Annotated in this window: 21 protein-coding genes and 2 pseudogenes; 16 read left to right on the top strand and 7 right to left on the bottom strand. The window is 38.6% G+C overall.

The genetic code is table 11. The features are described from left to right. Window positions 1-342, top strand: a pseudogene (locus DOT_RS14305) (DNA alkylation repair protein); the annotation flags it as partial. A gap of 1047 nt (window positions 343-1389) precedes the next feature. Here DOT_RS14305 and DOT_RS14300 read toward each other — a convergent pair. Then, window positions 1390-1701, bottom strand: a complete 312-nt coding sequence (locus DOT_RS14300) for a YmaF family protein (RefSeq protein WP_040412251.1) — start codon at window positions 1699-1701, stop codon at window positions 1390-1392. A 243-nt stretch (window positions 1702-1944) separates the two neighbouring features. After that, window positions 1945-2487 carry a TetR/AcrR family transcriptional regulator gene (locus tag DOT_RS14295; protein WP_009620045.1) on the bottom strand — a complete coding sequence of 181 codons (543 nt, stop codon included), beginning with the start codon at window positions 2485-2487 and terminating at the stop codon, window positions 1945-1947. A gap of 184 nt (window positions 2488-2671) precedes the next feature. Between DOT_RS14295 and DOT_RS14290 the strand changes: the two genes are divergently transcribed. The 4 genes from DOT_RS14290 (at window position 2672) to DOT_RS14275 (ending at window position 6337) form a co-directional block, all read left to right on the top strand. After that, window positions 2672-3862, top strand: a complete 1191-nt coding sequence (locus DOT_RS14290) for an NADH:flavin oxidoreductase (RefSeq protein ID WP_009620043.1) — start codon at window positions 2672-2674, stop codon at window positions 3860-3862. 39 nt (window positions 3863-3901) lie between these two features. Then, a complete protein-coding gene (locus DOT_RS14285; protein ID WP_040412249.1) occupies window positions 3902-4474 on the top strand; it encodes a flavin reductase family protein in 573 nt (190 codons plus the stop codon). A gap of 271 nt (window positions 4475-4745) precedes the next feature. After that, entirely contained in the window at window positions 4746-5669 is a 924-nt protein-coding gene (locus DOT_RS14280) for a DMT family transporter (RefSeq protein ID WP_009620039.1), read from the top strand. Between the two features lie 326 nt (window positions 5670-5995). Then, window positions 5996-6337, top strand: a complete 342-nt coding sequence (locus DOT_RS14275) for a chemotaxis protein CheX (RefSeq protein WP_139024212.1) — start codon at window positions 5996-5998, stop codon at window positions 6335-6337. Window positions 6338-6533: 196 nt separating this feature from the next. On the opposite strand, the gene DOT_RS14270 is transcribed toward DOT_RS14275, so the two are convergent. The 4 genes from DOT_RS14270 to DOT_RS14255 form a co-directional block, all read right to left on the bottom strand. Beyond that, window positions 6534-7067, bottom strand: coding sequence for a UBA/TS-N domain protein (locus DOT_RS14270; RefSeq protein WP_009620035.1), 534 nt, complete (start codon window positions 7065-7067; stop codon window positions 6534-6536). 140 nt (window positions 7068-7207) lie between these two features. Then, the gene (locus DOT_RS14265) at window positions 7208-7426 is read right to left on the bottom strand and encodes a hypothetical protein (protein WP_009620031.1); all 219 of its coding nucleotides are present in this window, start codon (window positions 7424-7426) and stop codon (window positions 7208-7210) included. Between the two features lie 65 nt (window positions 7427-7491). Then, a complete protein-coding gene (locus DOT_RS14260; RefSeq protein ID WP_009620029.1) occupies window positions 7492-8136 on the bottom strand; it encodes a flavodoxin family protein in 645 nt (214 codons plus the stop codon). A 62-nt stretch (window positions 8137-8198) separates the two neighbouring features. Then, window positions 8199-8567: a helix-turn-helix domain-containing protein gene (locus tag DOT_RS14255; RefSeq protein ID WP_009620027.1), complete on the bottom strand. Its 369-nt coding sequence runs from the start codon at window positions 8565-8567 to the stop codon at window positions 8199-8201. A gap of 180 nt (window positions 8568-8747) precedes the next feature. Between DOT_RS14255 and DOT_RS14250 the strand changes: the two genes are divergently transcribed. Beyond that, window positions 8748-9452, top strand: a complete 705-nt coding sequence (locus DOT_RS14250; protein WP_009620025.1) for a flavodoxin family protein — start codon at window positions 8748-8750, stop codon at window positions 9450-9452. Window positions 9453-9506: 54 nt separating this feature from the next. On the opposite strand, the gene DOT_RS14245 is transcribed toward DOT_RS14250, so the two are convergent. Further along, complete coding sequence (locus DOT_RS14245; RefSeq protein WP_009620016.1) at window positions 9507-10454, bottom strand: YafY family protein; 948 nt, start codon at window positions 10452-10454, stop codon at window positions 9507-9509. A 215-nt stretch (window positions 10455-10669) separates the two neighbouring features. On the opposite strand from DOT_RS14245, the gene DOT_RS14240 reads away from it, so the two are divergent. From DOT_RS14240 to bioD, 10 genes and pseudogenes are all read left to right on the top strand, one after another. Then, window positions 10670-11167, top strand: a complete 498-nt coding sequence (locus DOT_RS14240) for a VOC family protein (RefSeq protein ID WP_009620012.1) — start codon at window positions 10670-10672, stop codon at window positions 11165-11167. Between the two features lie 655 nt (window positions 11168-11822). Beyond that, window positions 11823-11942, top strand: a pseudogene (locus tag DOT_RS28725) (GTP-binding protein); the annotation flags it as partial. A 308-nt stretch (window positions 11943-12250) separates the two neighbouring features. Further along, window positions 12251-12508, top strand: a complete 258-nt coding sequence (locus DOT_RS14235; RefSeq protein ID WP_009620009.1) for a type II toxin-antitoxin system HicA family toxin — start codon at window positions 12251-12253, stop codon at window positions 12506-12508. 2 nt (window positions 12509-12510) lie between these two features. After that, window positions 12511-12855 (top strand): type II toxin-antitoxin system HicB family antitoxin, encoded by a 345-nt coding sequence (locus DOT_RS14230; protein ID WP_009620008.1) that lies wholly within the window; start codon window positions 12511-12513, stop codon window positions 12853-12855. Between the two features lie 279 nt (window positions 12856-13134). Next, a complete protein-coding gene (locus DOT_RS14225; RefSeq protein WP_009620007.1) occupies window positions 13135-13746 on the top strand; it encodes a 3'-5' exonuclease in 612 nt (203 codons plus the stop codon). A 50-nt stretch (window positions 13747-13796) separates the two neighbouring features. Further along, complete coding sequence (locus DOT_RS14220; RefSeq protein ID WP_009620006.1) at window positions 13797-14528, top strand: plasmid pRiA4b ORF-3 family domain protein; 732 nt, start codon at window positions 13797-13799, stop codon at window positions 14526-14528. Window positions 14529-14912: 384 nt separating this feature from the next. Continuing rightward, window positions 14913-15035, top strand: a complete 123-nt coding sequence (locus DOT_RS32420; RefSeq protein WP_009620005.1) for a hypothetical protein — start codon at window positions 14913-14915, stop codon at window positions 15033-15035. Between the two features lie 285 nt (window positions 15036-15320). Further along, window positions 15321-17261 (top strand): 8-amino-7-oxononanoate synthase, encoded by a 1941-nt coding sequence (gene bioF / locus DOT_RS14215; protein WP_282433468.1) that lies wholly within the window; start codon window positions 15321-15323, stop codon window positions 17259-17261. Continuing rightward, entirely contained in the window at window positions 17258-18229 is a 972-nt protein-coding gene (gene bioB / locus DOT_RS14210; RefSeq protein ID WP_009620003.1) for a biotin synthase BioB, read from the top strand. Before bioF ends, bioB begins: the two co-directional genes overlap by 4 nt. Beyond that, window positions 18222-18902 (top strand): dethiobiotin synthase, encoded by a 681-nt coding sequence (bioD, locus tag DOT_RS14205; RefSeq protein WP_009619999.1) that lies wholly within the window; start codon window positions 18222-18224, stop codon window positions 18900-18902. The genes bioB and bioD overlap by 8 nt, the downstream gene beginning before the upstream one ends. Window positions 18903-18988 lie beyond the last annotated feature (86 nt).

Here is an 18988-nt window from a genome sequence, read left to right as displayed (position 1 = left end):
CCTGAACTCTACGAAAAAATCAAAGTCTGGCTGATATCCGGTCAGACTTATACGGTGCGTTTCGGGATCGGAATGCTGATGAGCTTCTATCTCGATGACGCTTTCCGTACGGAGATGCTTGAGCTTGTTGCGGGCATCCGGTCGGAGGAATACTATGTCAACATGATGGTCGCCTGGTATTTCGCAACAGCCTTGGCTAAGCAGTACGAAGGGGCTTTGCCGTATATTCGGGAACAGCGTTTGGTGAAATGGACGCATAACAAAGCCATCCAGAAAGCGGTTGAGAGCTACCGGATCGGCGACGAAGTAAAGGCGTATCTGCGGACTCTGAAAGTAAAATGAAAGCACTGAATTGATGAATTCATTTGCCAGATCGTTTGGTCTGGCTTTTTGTTTTTTATTGGATTATTTTCACGATCTTGGGAGGAGTCATGGGAGCGATGATGCATAAAAATAAAAAGCTAATGGTGTTTATTTAAACACATTAGCTTATTTAGCCATATTCACAGTATTCATCTTTTTAGATAGCATGCTTATGCAACTTAAATAATTTTTTTGTATTTAACATATATTTTACATCTCTAGTTTTCAATGGACCCTGTTGCCTATAATCCATAAAAACAATTCCATAAATACCAATCATTACAATAATACTCAAAATTCCTGATAGCATTTGAAATTCCCCCCTCAAGTTATTGATTTATTCCTTAGATATAGGATAACACAATACCTAGGCATATGTCACATGCAAATTTAATATTTGTCAAATAGTTTTTTGTTATGGCAAAATTTATTCCTGCGTAAATTTAAAAACAATATTTAATCGCAAAGCATGTAAAATGTAATATTAATTAAGGAAAATTCACTTTTGGTTGGATTTTTTCAGCATAATTATATATAAATATATCTAATATTCGAAAAGAGATATTGGCACTAATCTTCGTAATCAGTTTATCTGATATGGTTGCAATAAAAAAAGATAATAGCTATTCTGTAGCGTGAGGCCATAGTGGCTAGAAAATAAAGTCGAGGAAGTTGTTGTTGGCAACGTTAAAGGCATAGAACGACGTACCTCACCTAGAAAGAACAAGCACAAGCACAAACGTTCTCGCAAGCATAATCCAAAAATGTCTCGGTGGTAATTTGGACGAACTACCACTTACATAAATTATAAATTGGCAGTTGAAGGGATGTCCTGTTTGTGGGATGAGAAAGAAAACTACCTCTAGAAATTATAGTTGTACTTGTGGTTATGGTTATTTTGGTTTGGTATATGTTCATTGTAAAGAGCGGATGCTAAGCAGCAGTTAATATATTGTTAATAGATTATTTAGAAATATTCAAGAGCCTTGAGATAAATTATAGTTAGAAAAATTTTGAAAGAATTATTCAGGAATTAGGTGCTGGCATGTCAAGACCACTTACATGGTGGCGATGCGCTGCATCATAAGAAGTGTAAAAGTCCCAATTGTGTGTATGATAGCCGTTAGGAAGTGGAATTGCTGGACTTGAAGCAGATTTATAGTAGTGAGTATGCCCGTATTCATACATGACAAAGCTTTCCGAATAATGAATGTGACTACCTTCAACTGTAACCACTGCCGGGCCAGTAATATCAAGACATTGATGGGAATGGTTATCATCGCAGGAAGTATGAGTAACACTACCGTGGTTGTGACTTAAGAAACCCTGATTATTCATAAAATCCTAACCTCCTCCCGATTATTGTATGAGGATGGTTAGGATAAAGTCCCCTAAAGTTAACTCAATGTGTTTTCAGAACCGACAAATCAAGTACTCCAGGCACGTTGGTGTTACTTCATTGAAGGTTTTTATACAGCATTTAGTATCTATGAATTAGGCACGCAGAGTGTGTTGTGAGAATAGAGAGGAAATAGTCTTGTATTAAAGGCTTTGGGGCATTTTGTCCCTATTTTTTATGTGTTAATAGGTAAACCCATTTTGGACTTTATCAGCCAGAGCTAAAATCGCTTGGTGATCAATTTCAGCAAATTCATGTTGTTCAAGGACACTTATAATGCCACTTATAACAAAAGAAACGGTGCATCGGGATATTCCATTACTTCGATCTATATCATTCACTCTTTCTAATACTTTCCCAAGGATTAGTTGTTTCATTTTACACAAACTAGATGCAAGGCTTGGGGATTTAAGATAGGGCATATACAGTTCTCTATTCATTTCGAATATATCCATAATATTTTCCAGAATAACTGAAAAATTATTTATTATATCAGCAAAGTTATATGGTGCAAAAACTGCACTTAATTCATCTACGATAGTATCTCTTAAGCGATCGGCACAATCATAAATATCTTTATAATGCAAATAGAAAGTACTTTTATTGATATCGGCTGTTTCACATAAACTTTTTACAGTGATATTCTCCATGCTCTTTTCTGATAACAGTTTGGCAAAAGCGGCTTGGATAGCTTGTTCTGTTTTTCTTACACGTCGATCGTTCATCTTAATTCTCCTCTTATAATAGACGTAGTTGATAGATTGGTTGAATAACAGACTTTAGTCTCGACATTGATGGTTGATGGAAAAAAATTTTATCAATATAATAAACTTGTGTCTAAGAATAGATTGTAGTCTATTAAAAGATTCGAGTCAAGAATGGCAAAGTCTATTATAAGGAGGGTCGGGGTTGAAAGAAGTATTTTCAGAAGCTCAAATTGCTGGAGTTACACTAAAAAATAAAATTATTCGCGCTGCAACCCATGAGGCCCTAGCAGATGATTTGGGAAATCCTACTGAAGCGTTAATCAAGAAATATGAGGCGCTAGCAAAGGGGGACGTTGGAGCAATAATAACTGGCTATGCTGCAATTATGCAAAATGGAAAATCACCACTAGCTAATATGTTAATGATTGATAATGATGAAAAAATTCCATATTATATGAAACTCGTAGATCGAACTCATCAGTATAATTGTCCGATCTTTTTGCAGATTACTCATTGTGGTAGACAGACGTTCTCAAAGACAACGGGTCTGCCTACTGTCTCTCCGTCTCCTATCAAAGATAAATTATACAATGAAGACATTCCTCATGAATTGAATGACGCGGAAATCTATGAGATTATAAATAATTTCGTAAGTGCAGTAGAAAGAGCAAAGAAAGCTGGTTTTGATGGTGTTCAGTTACAACTTTCACATGGGTATTTGTTATCATCATTTTTATCTCCTCATATGAACAAACGAAAGGATAAATGGGGTGGAAGTACTGAAAATCGTTTTCGGATTGTTAAGGAGATTATGGAACGGGCCAGGGAGAAGGTCGGTTACTATCCAATTATTGCAAAAATAAACGGTTATGAAAAATCAAAAGACGGTATAACGCTGGAGGAAGCTGTATTAATTGCCAAGTGCCTTGAAAAATCAAAATGCGATGGGATTGAGGTATCCTGTGGCATTGCTGAAGAAGGATTCATGGCTTTAAGAGGTGATTTTCCGTTTGCTATGATAGCGAAGCATAATCATTTAATGAAAAGAATTCCCAAAATCCTTTATCCTGTGGTTAAACCTGTATTAAAATATTCCTTTGCAAGCCCAGAACCTAGGTACTTGTATAATGTTAATAGTGCCAAGAAAATCAAAGAAAATGTAAAAATACCTGTTATTGTTGTAGGAGGCATTAGAAAGCTCAAAGATATTGAAGATATTATTAATAACGAACAAAGTGATTTTGTTTCTATGTCCAGACCATTTATCATTGAACCAAACATTGTAAAGAAGTTCATGGAAGGAAAACAGCAACAATCAAAGTGTATAAATTGCAATTATTGCCAAATTGGAATAGAAAGAAATCCATTGAAGTGTTATTACGGAAAAATTTAAGTGTTTAAACACAATAAATTTAAAAATGGAGTGAATAATATGAGTAAAAAAATTATAAACAAAATGAATGTTTCACCATTACCAGAACCCACTGTGCTGGTAACAGTAAAAGCAGAAGATAAAAGTCCCAATATTATTACAATAGCGTGGACTGGTGTCTTTAGTCACAGCCCTTCTACAGTATACATTGCGGTACATCCAGCTAGATATTCTCATTCAATGTTAAAAGATTCGATGGAGTATGTCATAAATATACCTTCTGAAAATTTAGCCAAGATAACTGATTATTGTGGAATTGTATCGGGAAAAAATATAGATAAATTCAAAGAAACTGGTCTAACGCCTATACCAGCAAGTATTGTAAAAGCTCCGTTAATAAAGGAATGTTTAGTAAATATAGAATGTAAAGTAAAGGATATCCTAAATTTCGGAAGTCATGATATATTTGTTGGAGAAGTTGTTGCAACACATTATGATGAAGAAGTGCTTAACGAAAATGGGGTTCCTGACGCAGAAAGAATAAGATCTTATGGATATACTTTTGGAGAATATCGTTCTATGGGAGAAAAATTAGGATTAGCAGGTTATAGTAAAAAATCGATAGAAGATTAAAGAAAAGTTGTAAATAGTTTGGATGTATTTTTCGAAATACCTCCTTGAGGTGATTCCAGAGTCCGTGTTGCGCTTTTACCTTTCTGCATATTGCATATATTGAGAAGGTGCTGCTCATTGAAATATGAGCAGCACCTTCTGCTTATAGTCGCGTTCTAATCAATGTGAATAACATTCTTACTACACTGGAGAAGGAGAATTCAATTTATTAGAGCTATCCGGACTTACAAGTGCTATTATAGTAGTATTACAGGAATGGAGAATAATCACAATGCCAACAGGAAAAAAGCTGATTTATCTGATATTAGTGTTAGTTGTCCTATTATGGGGTTTGAACGTTGTAATGATCAAATTTTTAACTCAGCAGATGTCCCCGATCCTGGTAGCTGCAATACGAATACCTCTTGCGGGAATTGTTTTGTTATTTTTCGTTTTAAAAAAATACGGGTTGTACAATCCCAGAAAGAAACAATGGGGATTGCTTTTTGGTATAGGATTAATCTCTGTTTGTCTGCATCAGTTGCTTTTGGGCTATGGAGTTTCTGTGACTTCATCTGCAAATGCTTCTCTTATCCTGGCCTTAAATCCTCTGACAACGGCGTTTCTAGCCTCCATATTTGTTGAGGAAAAATTCACTAGGAATTTAGGACTGGGAATACTATTAGGATTTGCAGGGGTTGTTTTGGTAGTATTCTCAAAATCTTCAGATGGCGCTATTGAATTTTCGTTAATCGAAGATGTCATTATGTTAGTAGCCATGTTGACGTATGTCATTGGGGGTTTGCTTATCAAAAAACTGTTGGAAACGCCGATTCCAACCTTAGTAGTGACTGCCTACTCTACCTTAATAGGAGGAATATTGTTAAATTTGGGGACGCTGGTTTCCTTTGGGCCTTCGGTTTATGGACAGATTCATTTATCATCAACAGCTGTACTTGTCTTATTTTTATCAGCCTGGGGAGCTACAGCATTAGGTACAGTGGGATGGAATGAAGGTATTAAACAGTTGGGGGCCAACAGAACGGCTATGTTTTTAAACGGTATGCCTTTTGCAAGCATGTTCGGTGGTGTCGTCTTTTTAGATGAGAAAATTGCCGGGATCCATATCTTTGCACTTATCCTCACTACGTTGGGTATTGTGATTGGGAGTATTCCTAAAAAGAAAGTCATTCTTTGGAATAATACAAAAATATGAACTTGCCAATAGAGTTCTAATTGGAACTCTATTGGCAGGTATAGTTGAAATTCAAGAATCAAATTTGTCCTATATGAAACAAGATGAGAGGTGATTTTTCCTCTCATCTTGTTTTGCTTCGCGTGCTTCAAATATGAGAATGCCAACTTAACACTGGTGGGGTCAATGTCATAGCATCGAACTATGCGCTTCTGCTTCGATTTTGGCTCTCAGGCTTATAATCCTCACAGTAGACCCTTTGTCGGAAGCTTTTCAGTCTTAGGTCTTTAAATTCACGAAAGCAAAGCGAAACAATAGATGTGCCCTATAGGAGCGAAAGCACTCTTGTGCTAATAGGGATAACGGGTGGATTCCATGGAAGTGTCGTAATGTCCTTTAGCAAAGCAATCTGTTGTAAGATTGCTTCGGTTATGATGGGATGCTCACTGATTACAGAAATTGATGAAATAGGAAAAAGTGCCATTGGGGAATTATGCAACATGATCCTAGGCCATACTGCAACTATATTTTACAGAGATAATATAATCGTAGATATCACACCTCCTACGATTTTAACAGGAGACAATATTCAATTGAGCATACCAAATACAGTTGTGGTATCTATACCTTTGTTATTTGAGGATGAATCACAAATTGAGATCAACGTATCATTTGCCGATGGAAATTAGCCAATCGATTAAGCGCCCGGAAGCTCACAACTGTGAACTTCTGGGCGCTTCACTAGTTCTATGGCTGAGTGAAACGATGTCGTATCGAGAAGGGTCAAAATAGATCATCTCCGCTTTTTTCGCTTAAACCGGATATATCTGAAAAATGATGACACGAGCTCGAGACATCCTTTGAGATTCAATCATCGGGATTTCCTTAGATGTTTACAGATTTCTTGAAATTTTCAGCAGCGTCAGCCACACTGTTCATCGCCTCATTGACTTTGTTATTATCAAACTCAGGTCCGATAAACCGATAACGTAAGCCGAAGAATAATCCGATGATAATCAGTGGTAGGGTAACCCAGAATGCGAAGATCAGCAGCAAGCCAAGGACAAGAACGGGAAATGAGCCTTTGATTTCCTCGCCCTTAAGTACTGCGAAGGAATTTGTGCTCCCTTTGCGAATCATTTTCGTACAAAACTGTCCGATTTTCTTCAGGCCGGAAGAAAAGTGATTCCCATGGTGGCAGTGATGATGTCTATAATGATGATGATGTCCATTATGATAATGAGTTTTTTCGTTCTTAAAATAACTGTCTCCAATTGGGGTTTTTACCTTTCCCTGTTTCTCCAACAGGATAATGGCTTCAAGCAAATCACCGTTTGTGGCATCCAGAGCCAACTTGGCTTCTTCGTAGCTAATGTTGGCCATTGTACATAATTTTTCCACTTGTTCTAAGTTTGTCATGATTAATTCCTCCTTGGTTTTGGTATGTCTAAATTCTAACTTCCAAAACTTCAAGGAGAATTTGCCTAAAATTAAAATTCAATTAAAACGATGGCCGGAACCATCAAGATTGGCAGAGTAAATTTTACCATCGACCCTCATTACTCATCCGCCTCCACTTGCAGTACGAAGATTTGGATTTTGACGGGCACTGTGGCATAATTTCTGTTACAGCCATACACACGGATGGTTTCATAATTGGCAACCGGAATCCCATTCGGCAGCGCAGCGTTCAGGCGAACAGTCTCCCCGGCTGGAATGGTGAGTGCCCCTTGCGGGGTCCGGAAGAGAAGATGGTTTTGCTCAATGGGATGGCTCACGAAAATATCCCCTCTCGTTGATACTAACTATAAGAGGGAAAAGGGACATCATTCCTGCCGGATGCTTATGAAACTAGATTTTTTCCCGCTTCGTAAGCTTGTTTCAGCAAAGACTGGGCATTTTCGTAAATAGCCTGCCCTCGGGCTCCGAAAGTTTTCTCCAGTTTTTCGGCCTCAAGGTTAACTTGGCCAGGGATTACCATCCCGTCAGCAATAATTTCCTGGATTGTTCCATTATTTTTGTGCTGAGCTAGATTAAGTTTCAAAAATTCCCGTACGCCATCTGTCATTCCAGGCAGACTTGCTGCGCATACCCCGATAGCCACACCATTTCTGTCTTTGGGGGTTAGAGCACTGGTGATATTGGCTTTACCGTCTGTAAAGTCAAATTTCATGACCTGCCCCACCAGCCGGTCGCATAGAGATTTAAACTGTCCGGGTACATGACCTGAATAGACCGGTGCCCCAAGAACAATGCCGTCGGCACGGTCCAGCTTTTTTACCACCATATTTACATCATCCGGTGCTAATCGGCAGACCCGATCAGCCCTGCATTTCATACACCCGATACAAGGGGCAAATTTTAAATCGCTGATGTAGATCTTTTCAACTTCTGCCCCGGCATCTGCAGCACCTTTAAGTACTTCATCTATCAACAGATCTGTGTTGCTTCCCTTTCGGGGACTGCCTACTATACTGAAAATGTACATGTTTATTCCTCCTCGTTGTGCCTAGACCGGTACGGTCCCACGTGCCTGTTACTTCGAACTTGTTAAGAGTCACCCTGTTCGATTTCCGGTGCTTTGTCGCAATTAATTTCCAGTTGCTTGTTTACCCATTCATCCAGATCCCTTAATATAGGAAGCAAACTTTTGCCGTTGTTGGTTAAGGAATATTCCACCCGAGGCGGCATTTCCAGGTATTGAACGCGATTGATTATTTTGTAATACTCTAATTCCTGCAGGCAGTTACTTAGAGACATATTCGTAATGCCAGCTAATTCTCTTTTTAACTCATTAAAACGTACTACGTCTTTTTTGCTTAAAGTACATAGTATAGGCAATTTCCATTTGCTGCCGAGTACTTGCAACAAATATTGAACAGGGGTAGTTAAAGGCTTATCACTTCTTCTGTTTCCCATCAATCGAACCCCTTTAGTCAATAAAATATACTTAGTCAAAATAATTTGCGTACTTGTATAGTTTTGACTAAGTAATATAATTATAGCATGAATTAAGGTCATGAAAATAGCTGTGCAGAATGTTATTTTTAAAGTTAAGCAGTATCTAATAATTCAACATAATTGAAGGAGAGAACTATCGTGAAGATTATTGCTCTTAACGGCAGCCCACGAAACACTTGGAATACCGCAACCTTACTGAACAAAGCTCTTGAAGGGGCAGCTTCCCAAGGCGCTGAAACAGAATTAATTCATCTTAATGATTTGAATTACAAAGGGTGCATCAGCTGCTTTGCGTGTAAAAGAAAAGACGGGCAGCATGGAAAATGTGCCATGAAGGATGATTTAGCAGAGATTCTGGAAAAATTAGAAACAGTTGAGGCGATTATTTTTGGTTCGCCGATTTACTATATGAGCATTACAGCCGGAATGAGGGCACTTTTAGAGCGTTTCTTGTTTTCCCATAGCATCTATAATCCGGAAATACCAACAGTGTATCCCAGGAAAATTCAAGCCGGATTTATCTATACTATGAACGCAACAGAAAAACAAATTGAGCAATTTGGACTTAAGCAAAGTTTAAATTTACATGAAATGATGATTGCCAAAACCATTGGAAATTCTGTTACAACCCTCTACAGCTATGATACTTATCAATTTTCGGATTATGAAAAATATGAATCATCGATGTTCTCTGAAGAGGCTAAGGCAAAACAAAAAGCTGAACAATTTCCGCTTGATTGTCAAAGGGCTTTGGAAATGGGAATCAAGCTTGCATCCAATGAGAGTGAGTTCTTGAGTTATAAGTTTCCTTGGACACAGCATAGAGACCTGGGTGAAGATTGAGAGACAGAAAGGCGGATAATATAGAGGCTTTTTATTTGGATGTTTGGAAAATAATTATTTTTCCCCATATATTGCGAGGGTATCCCGTAATCTGTTGATAAATAAATCTTTAAGTTCCGGTGGATCTAAAATTACTGCTTCTGGACCAAAGGTTGAAATCAGCGATGCAATATATGGAAATTCACATCTGGATACATATTGATGCAATATGCCTGTATTTTCGTCTTCCCATGTTATTTTAGAGAATTCAAAAAATGGATTTGAAAAGCCGCGAACCGCTTTTCTGCTTATACGCAGTACAAGCTCACAAGGATTTTCAGTAGGTATGGAACTTCTTTCATTTAACCATTGCTTCAAGTGAGGGAGTTCTATTTTACTGATGCTTCCCTCTCTTAATTCGATAATTCTGTCCGCCCTAAAGAGGCTGATGCGATCATGATTGAGGTCATAGGCAGGAAAATACCAGTAGCCGTTTTCAGAATATATTCCGATTGGAATTGCCGTTTTTTCTTTCCGAGTATCTAATGAATCATAATAAAAAAATAAAATTTGATTTGTGATTGAAGCACGGAAAATGGTTTTGAGAAAGGGAGTTTTCTCTATTCTAAGTGGAATTTTCATAAACATATGTTTTTGAATGCTGATAAGTCTGTTTCGTAGCGGTTCAGAAACTTGAGCAAGAAGTTTATATGTTACCGAATCAATTTCAGCTTCATAGGGGATATCTTGATATTGCTTAAGTGACTCATATGTAAAAATAACAGAGGCAGTTTCCTCTTCTGTGAAGGAAACTGGTGGTAACATTTCACCATGAAGCATAGAATAGCCGCCGTTTCTTCCTACTTCGGAATAAAATGGCACACCCATTTCCGTTAATTCAAGCAAGTCTCTTTGAATCGTGCGGATACTGACATTAAATTCATCTGCTAATTCCTGCGCAGTAAAATCCTTCCTTCGATTAATATATAACCAGATATCAATCAAGCGTTTTATTTTTGACATAGTAAAAATCCTTTCGTAATCATGACAATATTTGTCGTAATTTGATAGTACAATAGTGTTATCAAATAGTAAAGGAGCGAGAAAATTAAATACGAAAGGAAATTTGAAGCGATCAGAAATATGGTAAATATGGTATTTGTATCCATATTTAATGGATTGCAATTTATATGAAGTTATTTATTGTTATTTTTATGAACTCAAAGGAGGAACATTCAATGTCGCATACAGAACAAGCGGAGTCAAAGAAATATAACACAGTATCCATATGGTTAACCACGAAAAGTACAAATGAATTAATTATCTTCTTAAAAGCAGCTTTTAATGCCAAAGAGCTTGGCCGGGTATATAATCCAGATGGTTCGATAGGTCATGCAGAAGTACAGATAGGTGACTCAAAAATACTAATGTTTGATTCAAAACCGGAATGGCCTGCCGTTCGCAGTTTTATTCACTTGTATGTCGAGAACGGAGATGAGCTTTATGAGCAAGCACTTAAAGCTGGAGCTAAGTCTATGACAAAGATGACAACTCATTTTTGGGGAGACAGGGGTGGACGCGTAATAGACCCCTTTGGAAATGTATGGTGGATAAATTCACATTTTGAGGATGTGAGCGCAGAAGAAATGGAAAGTCGTTCAAAGCAAAAGGAGTTTATAGAAGCAATGGCTTACGCGCAAAAAAGCTTTAATCCATTTTTATCAACTGACTATTAGTCGAATTCATGATGAAAATCATAATTGAACTGTAATGAAACAGTTGCTTTTGTTTCTTACGATACGCGTTAACGTGTATACAAAGACCAAAAGTATGTTGCCGCTAAGGCCCCACAAGGCTTTAGCGATTTTGTTTGTGTATCTTCAAGGCACACTGATATTACTTTATAGTAACATCAATACCATCACATCAACGCACGCGGAGACGACAATAAAGCTATATTGGAGAAGAAGATAATTCAAAATATTACCAATCTTGGTTTAATATAATAGTTGGAGCGTCTCAAGATCAAATCGAATTGACATTGACATATACTTGTGATAATACTATTATGTTACTTGAGTTTAGACTGATAAGGAGTTTTATCTTATATGCGGCAAGGTATTCTTTAATAATTATTCAATTGAATAAGGAAAGGCGCTCATGTCCTGTGCTTGATATATTCAGTCCAGGATCTGTTTGGTGTGCTTTTCTATTTAAGGATACTCTCATAAGAAATACCTATCTGCTATATTACTCTTACCAAAAGAGTGCTTAACTGCATTTTTTGGTGTCCCTTTTTGGCGGAAAAAAACAGCATGAAAGCTGTCCCCTTGTGATGAGAGTATCGACATCACAGGGGTTTTTTTATTTGCCAAGGGAGGATAAATAAATATGAAAATTATTAATCTAGGAATATTAGCGCATGTAGATGCAGGAAACACTATAGTAACAGAAAGTCTATTATATAAAAGCGGTGCAATTCGTTCAGCAGGAAGGGTTGATAATGGGACTAATTTAAACTTAAGATAGGATGTACTGTATTTCCTGGCGCTTAGTTTGTTTTGCCAAATTAGGCGAGAAGTGGCGGCCACGCGGCCGTGTTTTTTGAATTCTTCCTGCGGCATCGGTGCATTCTTTCTTTGACTTGCCCCAACGTCATTGTATGATCGGGTCGGGAATGTTACTCATCCCGGGGAGGTTCACCGCAAGATGCTAACGGAAGGCGCAGCTCACTAAGTTAATAACGCAAAGGAATATGCAACTAATATTTAGTTGCATATTTTGATCTTTGATAATATATTTAAGATAAGAGGTGCACGATGAGCAAAAGAGATAAACTTATAGATAGATTGCTTAAAAGACCTATCGACTTTGAATATGATGAAGCAAGAAGTCTGTTAGCAAAATTCGGATACAAAGAAGACAACAGGGGGCGTACTTCGGGGTCGAGAGTTGCTTTCGTCCACTGGGAAACAGGACATATTATAAGACTTCATAGACCGCATCCGGGAAATATATTGAAGAAATATCAAATCGAGCAGTTGATTGAAGAGTTGAAAAATCAGGGAGTGGTTTGATTATGAAAGATGTGATGATATACAAAGAATATATTGGTTCAGTGCATTACAGCACAGAAGACGAGATTTTCTATGGCAAGATTGAAGGCATAAATGATTCAATCAGTTATGAAGGCAGTAGTGTCAGTGAACTAAAGTCAGCATTTGAAGAAGCGGTTGAGGATTATCTTGAACTGTGCAATTTGAATGGTAAAGAACCTGAAAAGATGTATAAAGGCAGCTTTAATGTAAGAATAACTCCTGAGCTTCATAGAAAAGCAGCACAAAGGGCCTTGATAGAGGGCAAATCATTGAATCAGTATGTTGAAGAAGCGATAGAACAGTATTCGGCAAAAGAACAAAAATGAAGAAGAACTTATAATTCGGGCTAACCGCTTGGTTAGACAATCTGGGGGGCTGGCGTGCATGCAACACGTTTGTCCTTTTGTTTTACCTGCTTTTCTTAGGTTATCTTTAAGTCTTTAATTATGCATTTTGTAAGAAATAGCTATAGCTGCAGCAGGGTTTAGTAGAAAAAGCAGAAATTATGTATGAGTGTATGAGTAAAAATAGTGCTAAAAACCTGTGCAAAAGACAATTTTCTGATTGGCTTGCTCAAAGATCCAGAGAAATAGGAGGAAAGTTCAATGAGAGCCGTGTGTATAGACTTTGAAACTGCGAACGGATTTATTGGCAGCGCCTGCTCGGTTGGAATTGCAGTTCTTGAAGAAGGACAGATCGTCGATACTCACTATTGGCTTATAAAACCACATCCTCGGTATAGTTACTTTGACCCTTTGAATGTCTCAATCCATGGAATTAAAGCGCAAGATGTCAAGGACGCTCCAGAATTCGATCTCATTTATGGGCAGATTAGTCCTTTCTTTGAGAATGCCTATGTTATTGCTCACAACGCTTCCTTTGACATGTCGGTGCTGCGTCATGTTTTGGACTTATACGAAATCCCATATCCTGAATTAGACTATTTATGTACCTATAAAACGGCACTTAAAACGTGGAGTGGCTTAGATAACTATAAACTTGATACGGTTTGCAAATTTTTAAACCATAATTTTGCCCATCATAACGCTTTAGAAGATGCTATCGCTTGCGGCAATGTTCTATTATCAGCCTTATCTGCCAGGGGAGTGACCACAATAAAGGAGCTCGCGGCTCTTGTGGGAATGAGGCTTGGTAAATTGTACACAGGAGGATATAACCCGTGCAGCATAGCGAAGCGAACATCTAAAAAGGCTTAGAGTCTCCTCAAATAGATATGTGATCAAGTTCTTGGACTTAGGAGGAAAAAATGCAAATATGCTGTACAAAAAAACTAAATGACGAAATGAGGATAGTACCTGGGAAAGGAACTGAGGAAAACGATTTATTTTGTTGGAGCGTACATTTAATCACGGTGAAGCGCAGAAAGACCCTTGTCGCAGTCAATGACAGCAATCGCTATGGATTTGTTCTGCATGGCTTAAGAGCCAACGATTTCAAACACCTCAATGAGTTACTTATCCAAGGAATTAGAAATTGCTTGAGAGACGAGCAAATAAAGAGCGAAATCATCGAAAGGTATTTGAAAGCAGCCGGAGAGTTAGTTTTCTCTAAGACCAGAGGTGCTAAATATGTTGCTCGCCTCAATAAAGCCTGTGAACAGGTAAAAATATTTGATGATAGCTTAGATTCAAAGGAACTTTATCAGACGAATGTTGCCCAAAGGATGAATAATGATCTCATGAAAAGCCCCCAGGAATCTGATTATACATACCCCCATGCTCTTTTATACAGGGATTTCAAGCTTTTTGCCGGGGAAGAAATCGTTCAGTGTGAGGCCGTCGATATAATGGTTAAGCTGAATTTAGATCACCACACAGCCTGGAGACGAGTTATTACTCCTGTAGATATTACGTTCAAACAGCTTCATATCATATTACAAGCAGTATTCGGTTGGAAAAGTTATCATCTGTATGATTTTGAGATTTTGGACGAGGCAAATAAGATGGTTCAGCATCCATTAGTATTGTCTGGAAGATGAAGGAGCCTTTGCCGGGGTTTGTGATGAAGAAGACGGTAAAGGTCATGCAAATTTTACAAAATGGGTAGGCCACGGTCAGTTCCATATGGAAATAGAGGGTCAGCTATTGATGACGGGTGTCTGGATGAGCTTTTTAGCGAAGGCAGAAATGAAGACGAATAAGGGCCTTTGATCTGACAGCAGGGGTATTTTCCCAATATTGACCAAAAGCCATAACACTACAGCGTTGCTTGTCCAACTGCTTGGTTCCAGTTAATAGAGATATGAGCAAATTTGTTAATGTGGACATGACTTTTCTTGGAACGAGAAAAGACCTCCGATTTCTCGAAGATCTTATTTGCAAGCTATTTTGTACTAGCCACACCCTTTTGGAAAGGGGGGGCTATGATGATCTCAATGGTTGAGGCGATGTATCTCATGATTGCATTTGCAACACTCGTTGTTATGATCATAAAGAAGAAATTACCGCCCCCACTAAGGATTGCGGTTATTTCTTATAACCTCTAATTCGGGTTAACCTTTCGGTTTGACAACCTGCCGGGCTGGCGTTATTGCAACACGTCGGTCCTTTTTTTAGATTGTACCCAGAGACTGTAAAATATGCAACCGGCTCACATAGGGAAGGGCTAGAACGAGTCGAAAGCTATTGTAAACCGTGATATTAAAAATGGTTGACAATAAGGAGGGGAAATCTATATTATATAAGTAATATCGAAGAACTATTTTAGGATAAGATTGCCGTTTAATTCATTTGATGAGTGGTGTCTTTTTCATAGTTATTTAAGAAATCAGGTGAAGCTTTTGGAGCTATACAGTTTGAAAATGAGAGCAAGCGAAAGCAATGCTGGAATTGAAAGACATATTTCAGGCGTCGAGAAAATAGTAAGCGAGGGCAACATCGGGAAATATTTGGAAGATTTATTGAATAGAGCCTTGCATCATTCCAAAGGTAAGGCGGATTTTATTAATCTTAAACTAGAAAAGGTAAGCAAAGACGATATTTTATACTTGGATTCATTACCCGTTAGTACGGTTTATGTAGATAATTATCAAGAAGGGCTCCAAAGGGTAGTAGCTCTTCTTGAACAGATGAACATTGCAAATCCAAAGGAAATTATTAAAAAAATCAACGAAACCTATACTATGCGTGGCGCTATATTATTGGATGTAGACACTTTAGAAAGATTAGAGCCTAACCAAGCGAGAGGCATCCGCGCTACCTATATGGATGCCGATAACTCTTTTATCCCAGAAACTATACAAGTTAAGAACCATTATAATGAAGCAATCGTATTAGCTACGAAAGTAGCCTATGCTCCCAATATTATTGCTGAAATCTGTATTTCTGATGATCCGGATTATGTAACAGGTTATGTGGCATCTAAAGAAATAGGATATGTACGAATTACGAAGCTTAAGGAAAGGGGAAGTCAGGAGGGAGGCAGGATCTTCCTCTATAGGGGGGAACTTTCCGCAGTCCAAGGTTGCATTGATTATCTGGAAAAGCAAAAAGTCTTAGTTAAAAATGTGCGTTCCATTACGAATAATCAATATACGAATAATAAATGGAATTTTATCGAAAATTCTTTAGAAAATTTAAAAGACAACAACTTGTACCGAAGTATGAATGAACTTTACTCAGCGCAAAGTGCTCATGTCAACTTTCGGGGCCAAGACGTGCTTATGCTGGCTTCCAATAGTTATTTGGATATGTCGAATGATCCCCAGGTAAAAACTTATACCATAAAAATTATGGAGGAATATGGTGTAGGCTCGGGTGGATCCCGCCTGACAACCGGCACAACAAGGATACATAATCAATTGGAAACGTTGTTAGCAAAATTTAAAGGAACAGAGGCGGCTTTAGTTTACAATACCGGATATATGGCCAATGTGGGAGTTATTTCGTCCCTTTGTTCTAAGGATGACCTGATCTTTAGTGATGAGTTGAATCATGCCAGCATCATTGATGGGTGCCGACTAAGCAAGGCCGGAATTGTAGTCTATCGTCATAAGGATATGAACGATTTAGAAGATAAAATAAGGGCCAATCCGTGTTCAAAAGGGTTGATCGTCAGTGATGCTGTTTTCAGTATGGACGGTGATATCGTGAATTTGCCGCGCTTGTTAGCCATTGCGGAGAAATACGGCCTATTTTCAATGATTGACGAGGCTCATGCCACAGGCGTAATCGGTGCCAAAGGACTGGGGACCGTAGAATATTATGGGCTGGATAAAAAGCCCGATATTATTATGGGAACTTTAAGTAAGTCAATTGGAAGCGAAGGCGGATTTGTATGTGGAAGACAAATCTTGATTGAATATCTTAAGAACAAATCACGTAGTTTTATATTTTCGACATCCTTGTCTCCTGCTGTTATGGCATCCTCTATAAAAGCGCTGGAACTGATCATGAATGAACCTCAAAGGGTACAAGCCTTGCAGGAAAATATCCAATACTTTTGTCAATGTCTAAGAGAAGCGGGAATTGAGGCAGATTCGAAAACTGCCATTATTCCGATTGTCATTGGTGACGAGAAAAGAGCACTGGAGATATCCAAGCAGTTATTTGAACAGGGTTATTATATCTCGGCCATTCGCTATCCTACCGTTAAAAAAGGGAGTGCCAGATTACGAGTAACCTTGATGGCGACGCATACCAAGGAAGAACTGAAACGTACGGCCGAGACGATCGGGATTATTCTAAACAAGTATCAAGGAGGGTCCAAATGAATAGGATTCAACACTATCACGAAAAAGTGATCAATGGAGCTTCGCTAACAAAGGAAGAAGCAATGCTCCTTGCAGGCGCTCCCTTAGAAGAAATCTGTCCGGCTGCCAATGAAATAAGAAAACACTTTTGCGGAAACAACTTTGATATTTGTGCCATCATTAATGGGAAGAGCGGCAGATGTTCCGAAAACTGTAAATACTGTGCTCAATCAGCTTTCTCCGGTACTAAGATCGAAGAATATTCACTTTTGGATACTGAGACCCTCGTAAAACAGGCCAAGTACAACGCTCAAAGAGGAGTACTTCGTTATTCCATCGTCACTTCCTCGAAGAGCTTGAACAAAGAGGAAGTCAACAAGGTATGTGAAAGCATTCGGGCAATAAGAAAGGAAACAGGGATTGCTGTTTGTGCTTCCTTTGGACTTTTGACAGAAGAAGAGTTCAATAAATTGAAAGAGGCGGGTGTAAGCAGAGTACATAACAACTTGGAAACCTCCCGCAGAAACTTTCCAAATGTTTGTACTACCCATTCTTATGATGAAAAGATTGAGACGATAAAGGCTGCCCAAAGGGCGGGACTTAATGTCTGCAGCGGAGGTATTATGGGGCTTGGGGAGACCATGGAAGATAGAATTGACATGGTGCTTACCATTAGAGAATTAGGTATCCGTTCGATTCCAGTGAATATGCTGAATCCTATTCCCGGGACTCCTTATGAAAATGTGCAGAAACTTACCAATGAGGATATGTGCAGAATTGTCGCGGTATTCCGCTTCTTGGTGCCGAATGCCGCCATTCGGCTGGCAGGCGGCCGAGGATTATTACCGGACAAGGGCTTAAAATGTTTCCAGTCAGGTGCCAATGCGGCTATTTCAGGGGATATGCTTACCACATACGGAATCTCTATTGAACAAGATCTGAAACTTTTAAACGAATTGGGTTATAAGGCTGTGTTGTGGAATGAGTAAAGGGATTTTTATTACGGCAACGGGAACGGATGTCGGAAAAACCTTTGTCACAGGATTAATTGTAAAAAAGCTTCGTGCTGCCGGATACAAGGCAGGCTATTATAAAGCTGCCTTGAGCGGGGCCGAGATAACAGAGAATGGCTTAATTCCGGGTGATGCCGACTACGTTAATCGGGTAGCAAATATCGGAGAAACGATGGAGAATCTTGTGTCGTATGTTTATGAAAAGGCTGTTTCTCCACATCTGGCAGCCAGGCTGGAAGGCAATCCGGTGGAAATGGAGGTTGTTAAGGCTGCCTACAAGAAAGCAGCCTCCCAATATGACTATATTACCGTGGAAGGCAGCGGAGGAATCATATGCCCTATTCGTTATGACCATATAAAGATTATGCTTGAGGATATTATCAAGGAATTAGCTTTAAGTACTGTGCTTATTGCTGATGCAGGGCTGGGAACTATTAATGCAGCAGTGTTAACAGTTGAATATATGAGGCAGAAAGACATTCCAATCAAGGGGATTATATTCAATCATTATCATGAAGGCGATGTCAGGGAAGAAGATAATATAAAAATGGTAGAAATCATGACTGGTCTGCCTGTAATAGCTTGCGTAAAAGATAATGATCCGGAACTTAGCCTGGATGCAGACAAACTCGCCGCTCTATATGACTAGTAATATATTGGAGATAAACCGGAAGACCATAAGCCTGAGAGATCGAAAGACCTAAAGACCGAAAGATGAGAGACCGAGAGACCATA

The sequence above is a fragment of the Desulfosporosinus sp. OT genome, assembly GCF_000224515.1.
Taxonomy (GTDB): Bacteria; Bacillota; Desulfitobacteriia; order Desulfitobacteriales; family Desulfitobacteriaceae; genus Desulfosporosinus.
The sequence above is the reverse complement of the archived record's forward strand: the minus strand, read 5'-3'. Positions and strand labels throughout refer to the sequence as shown.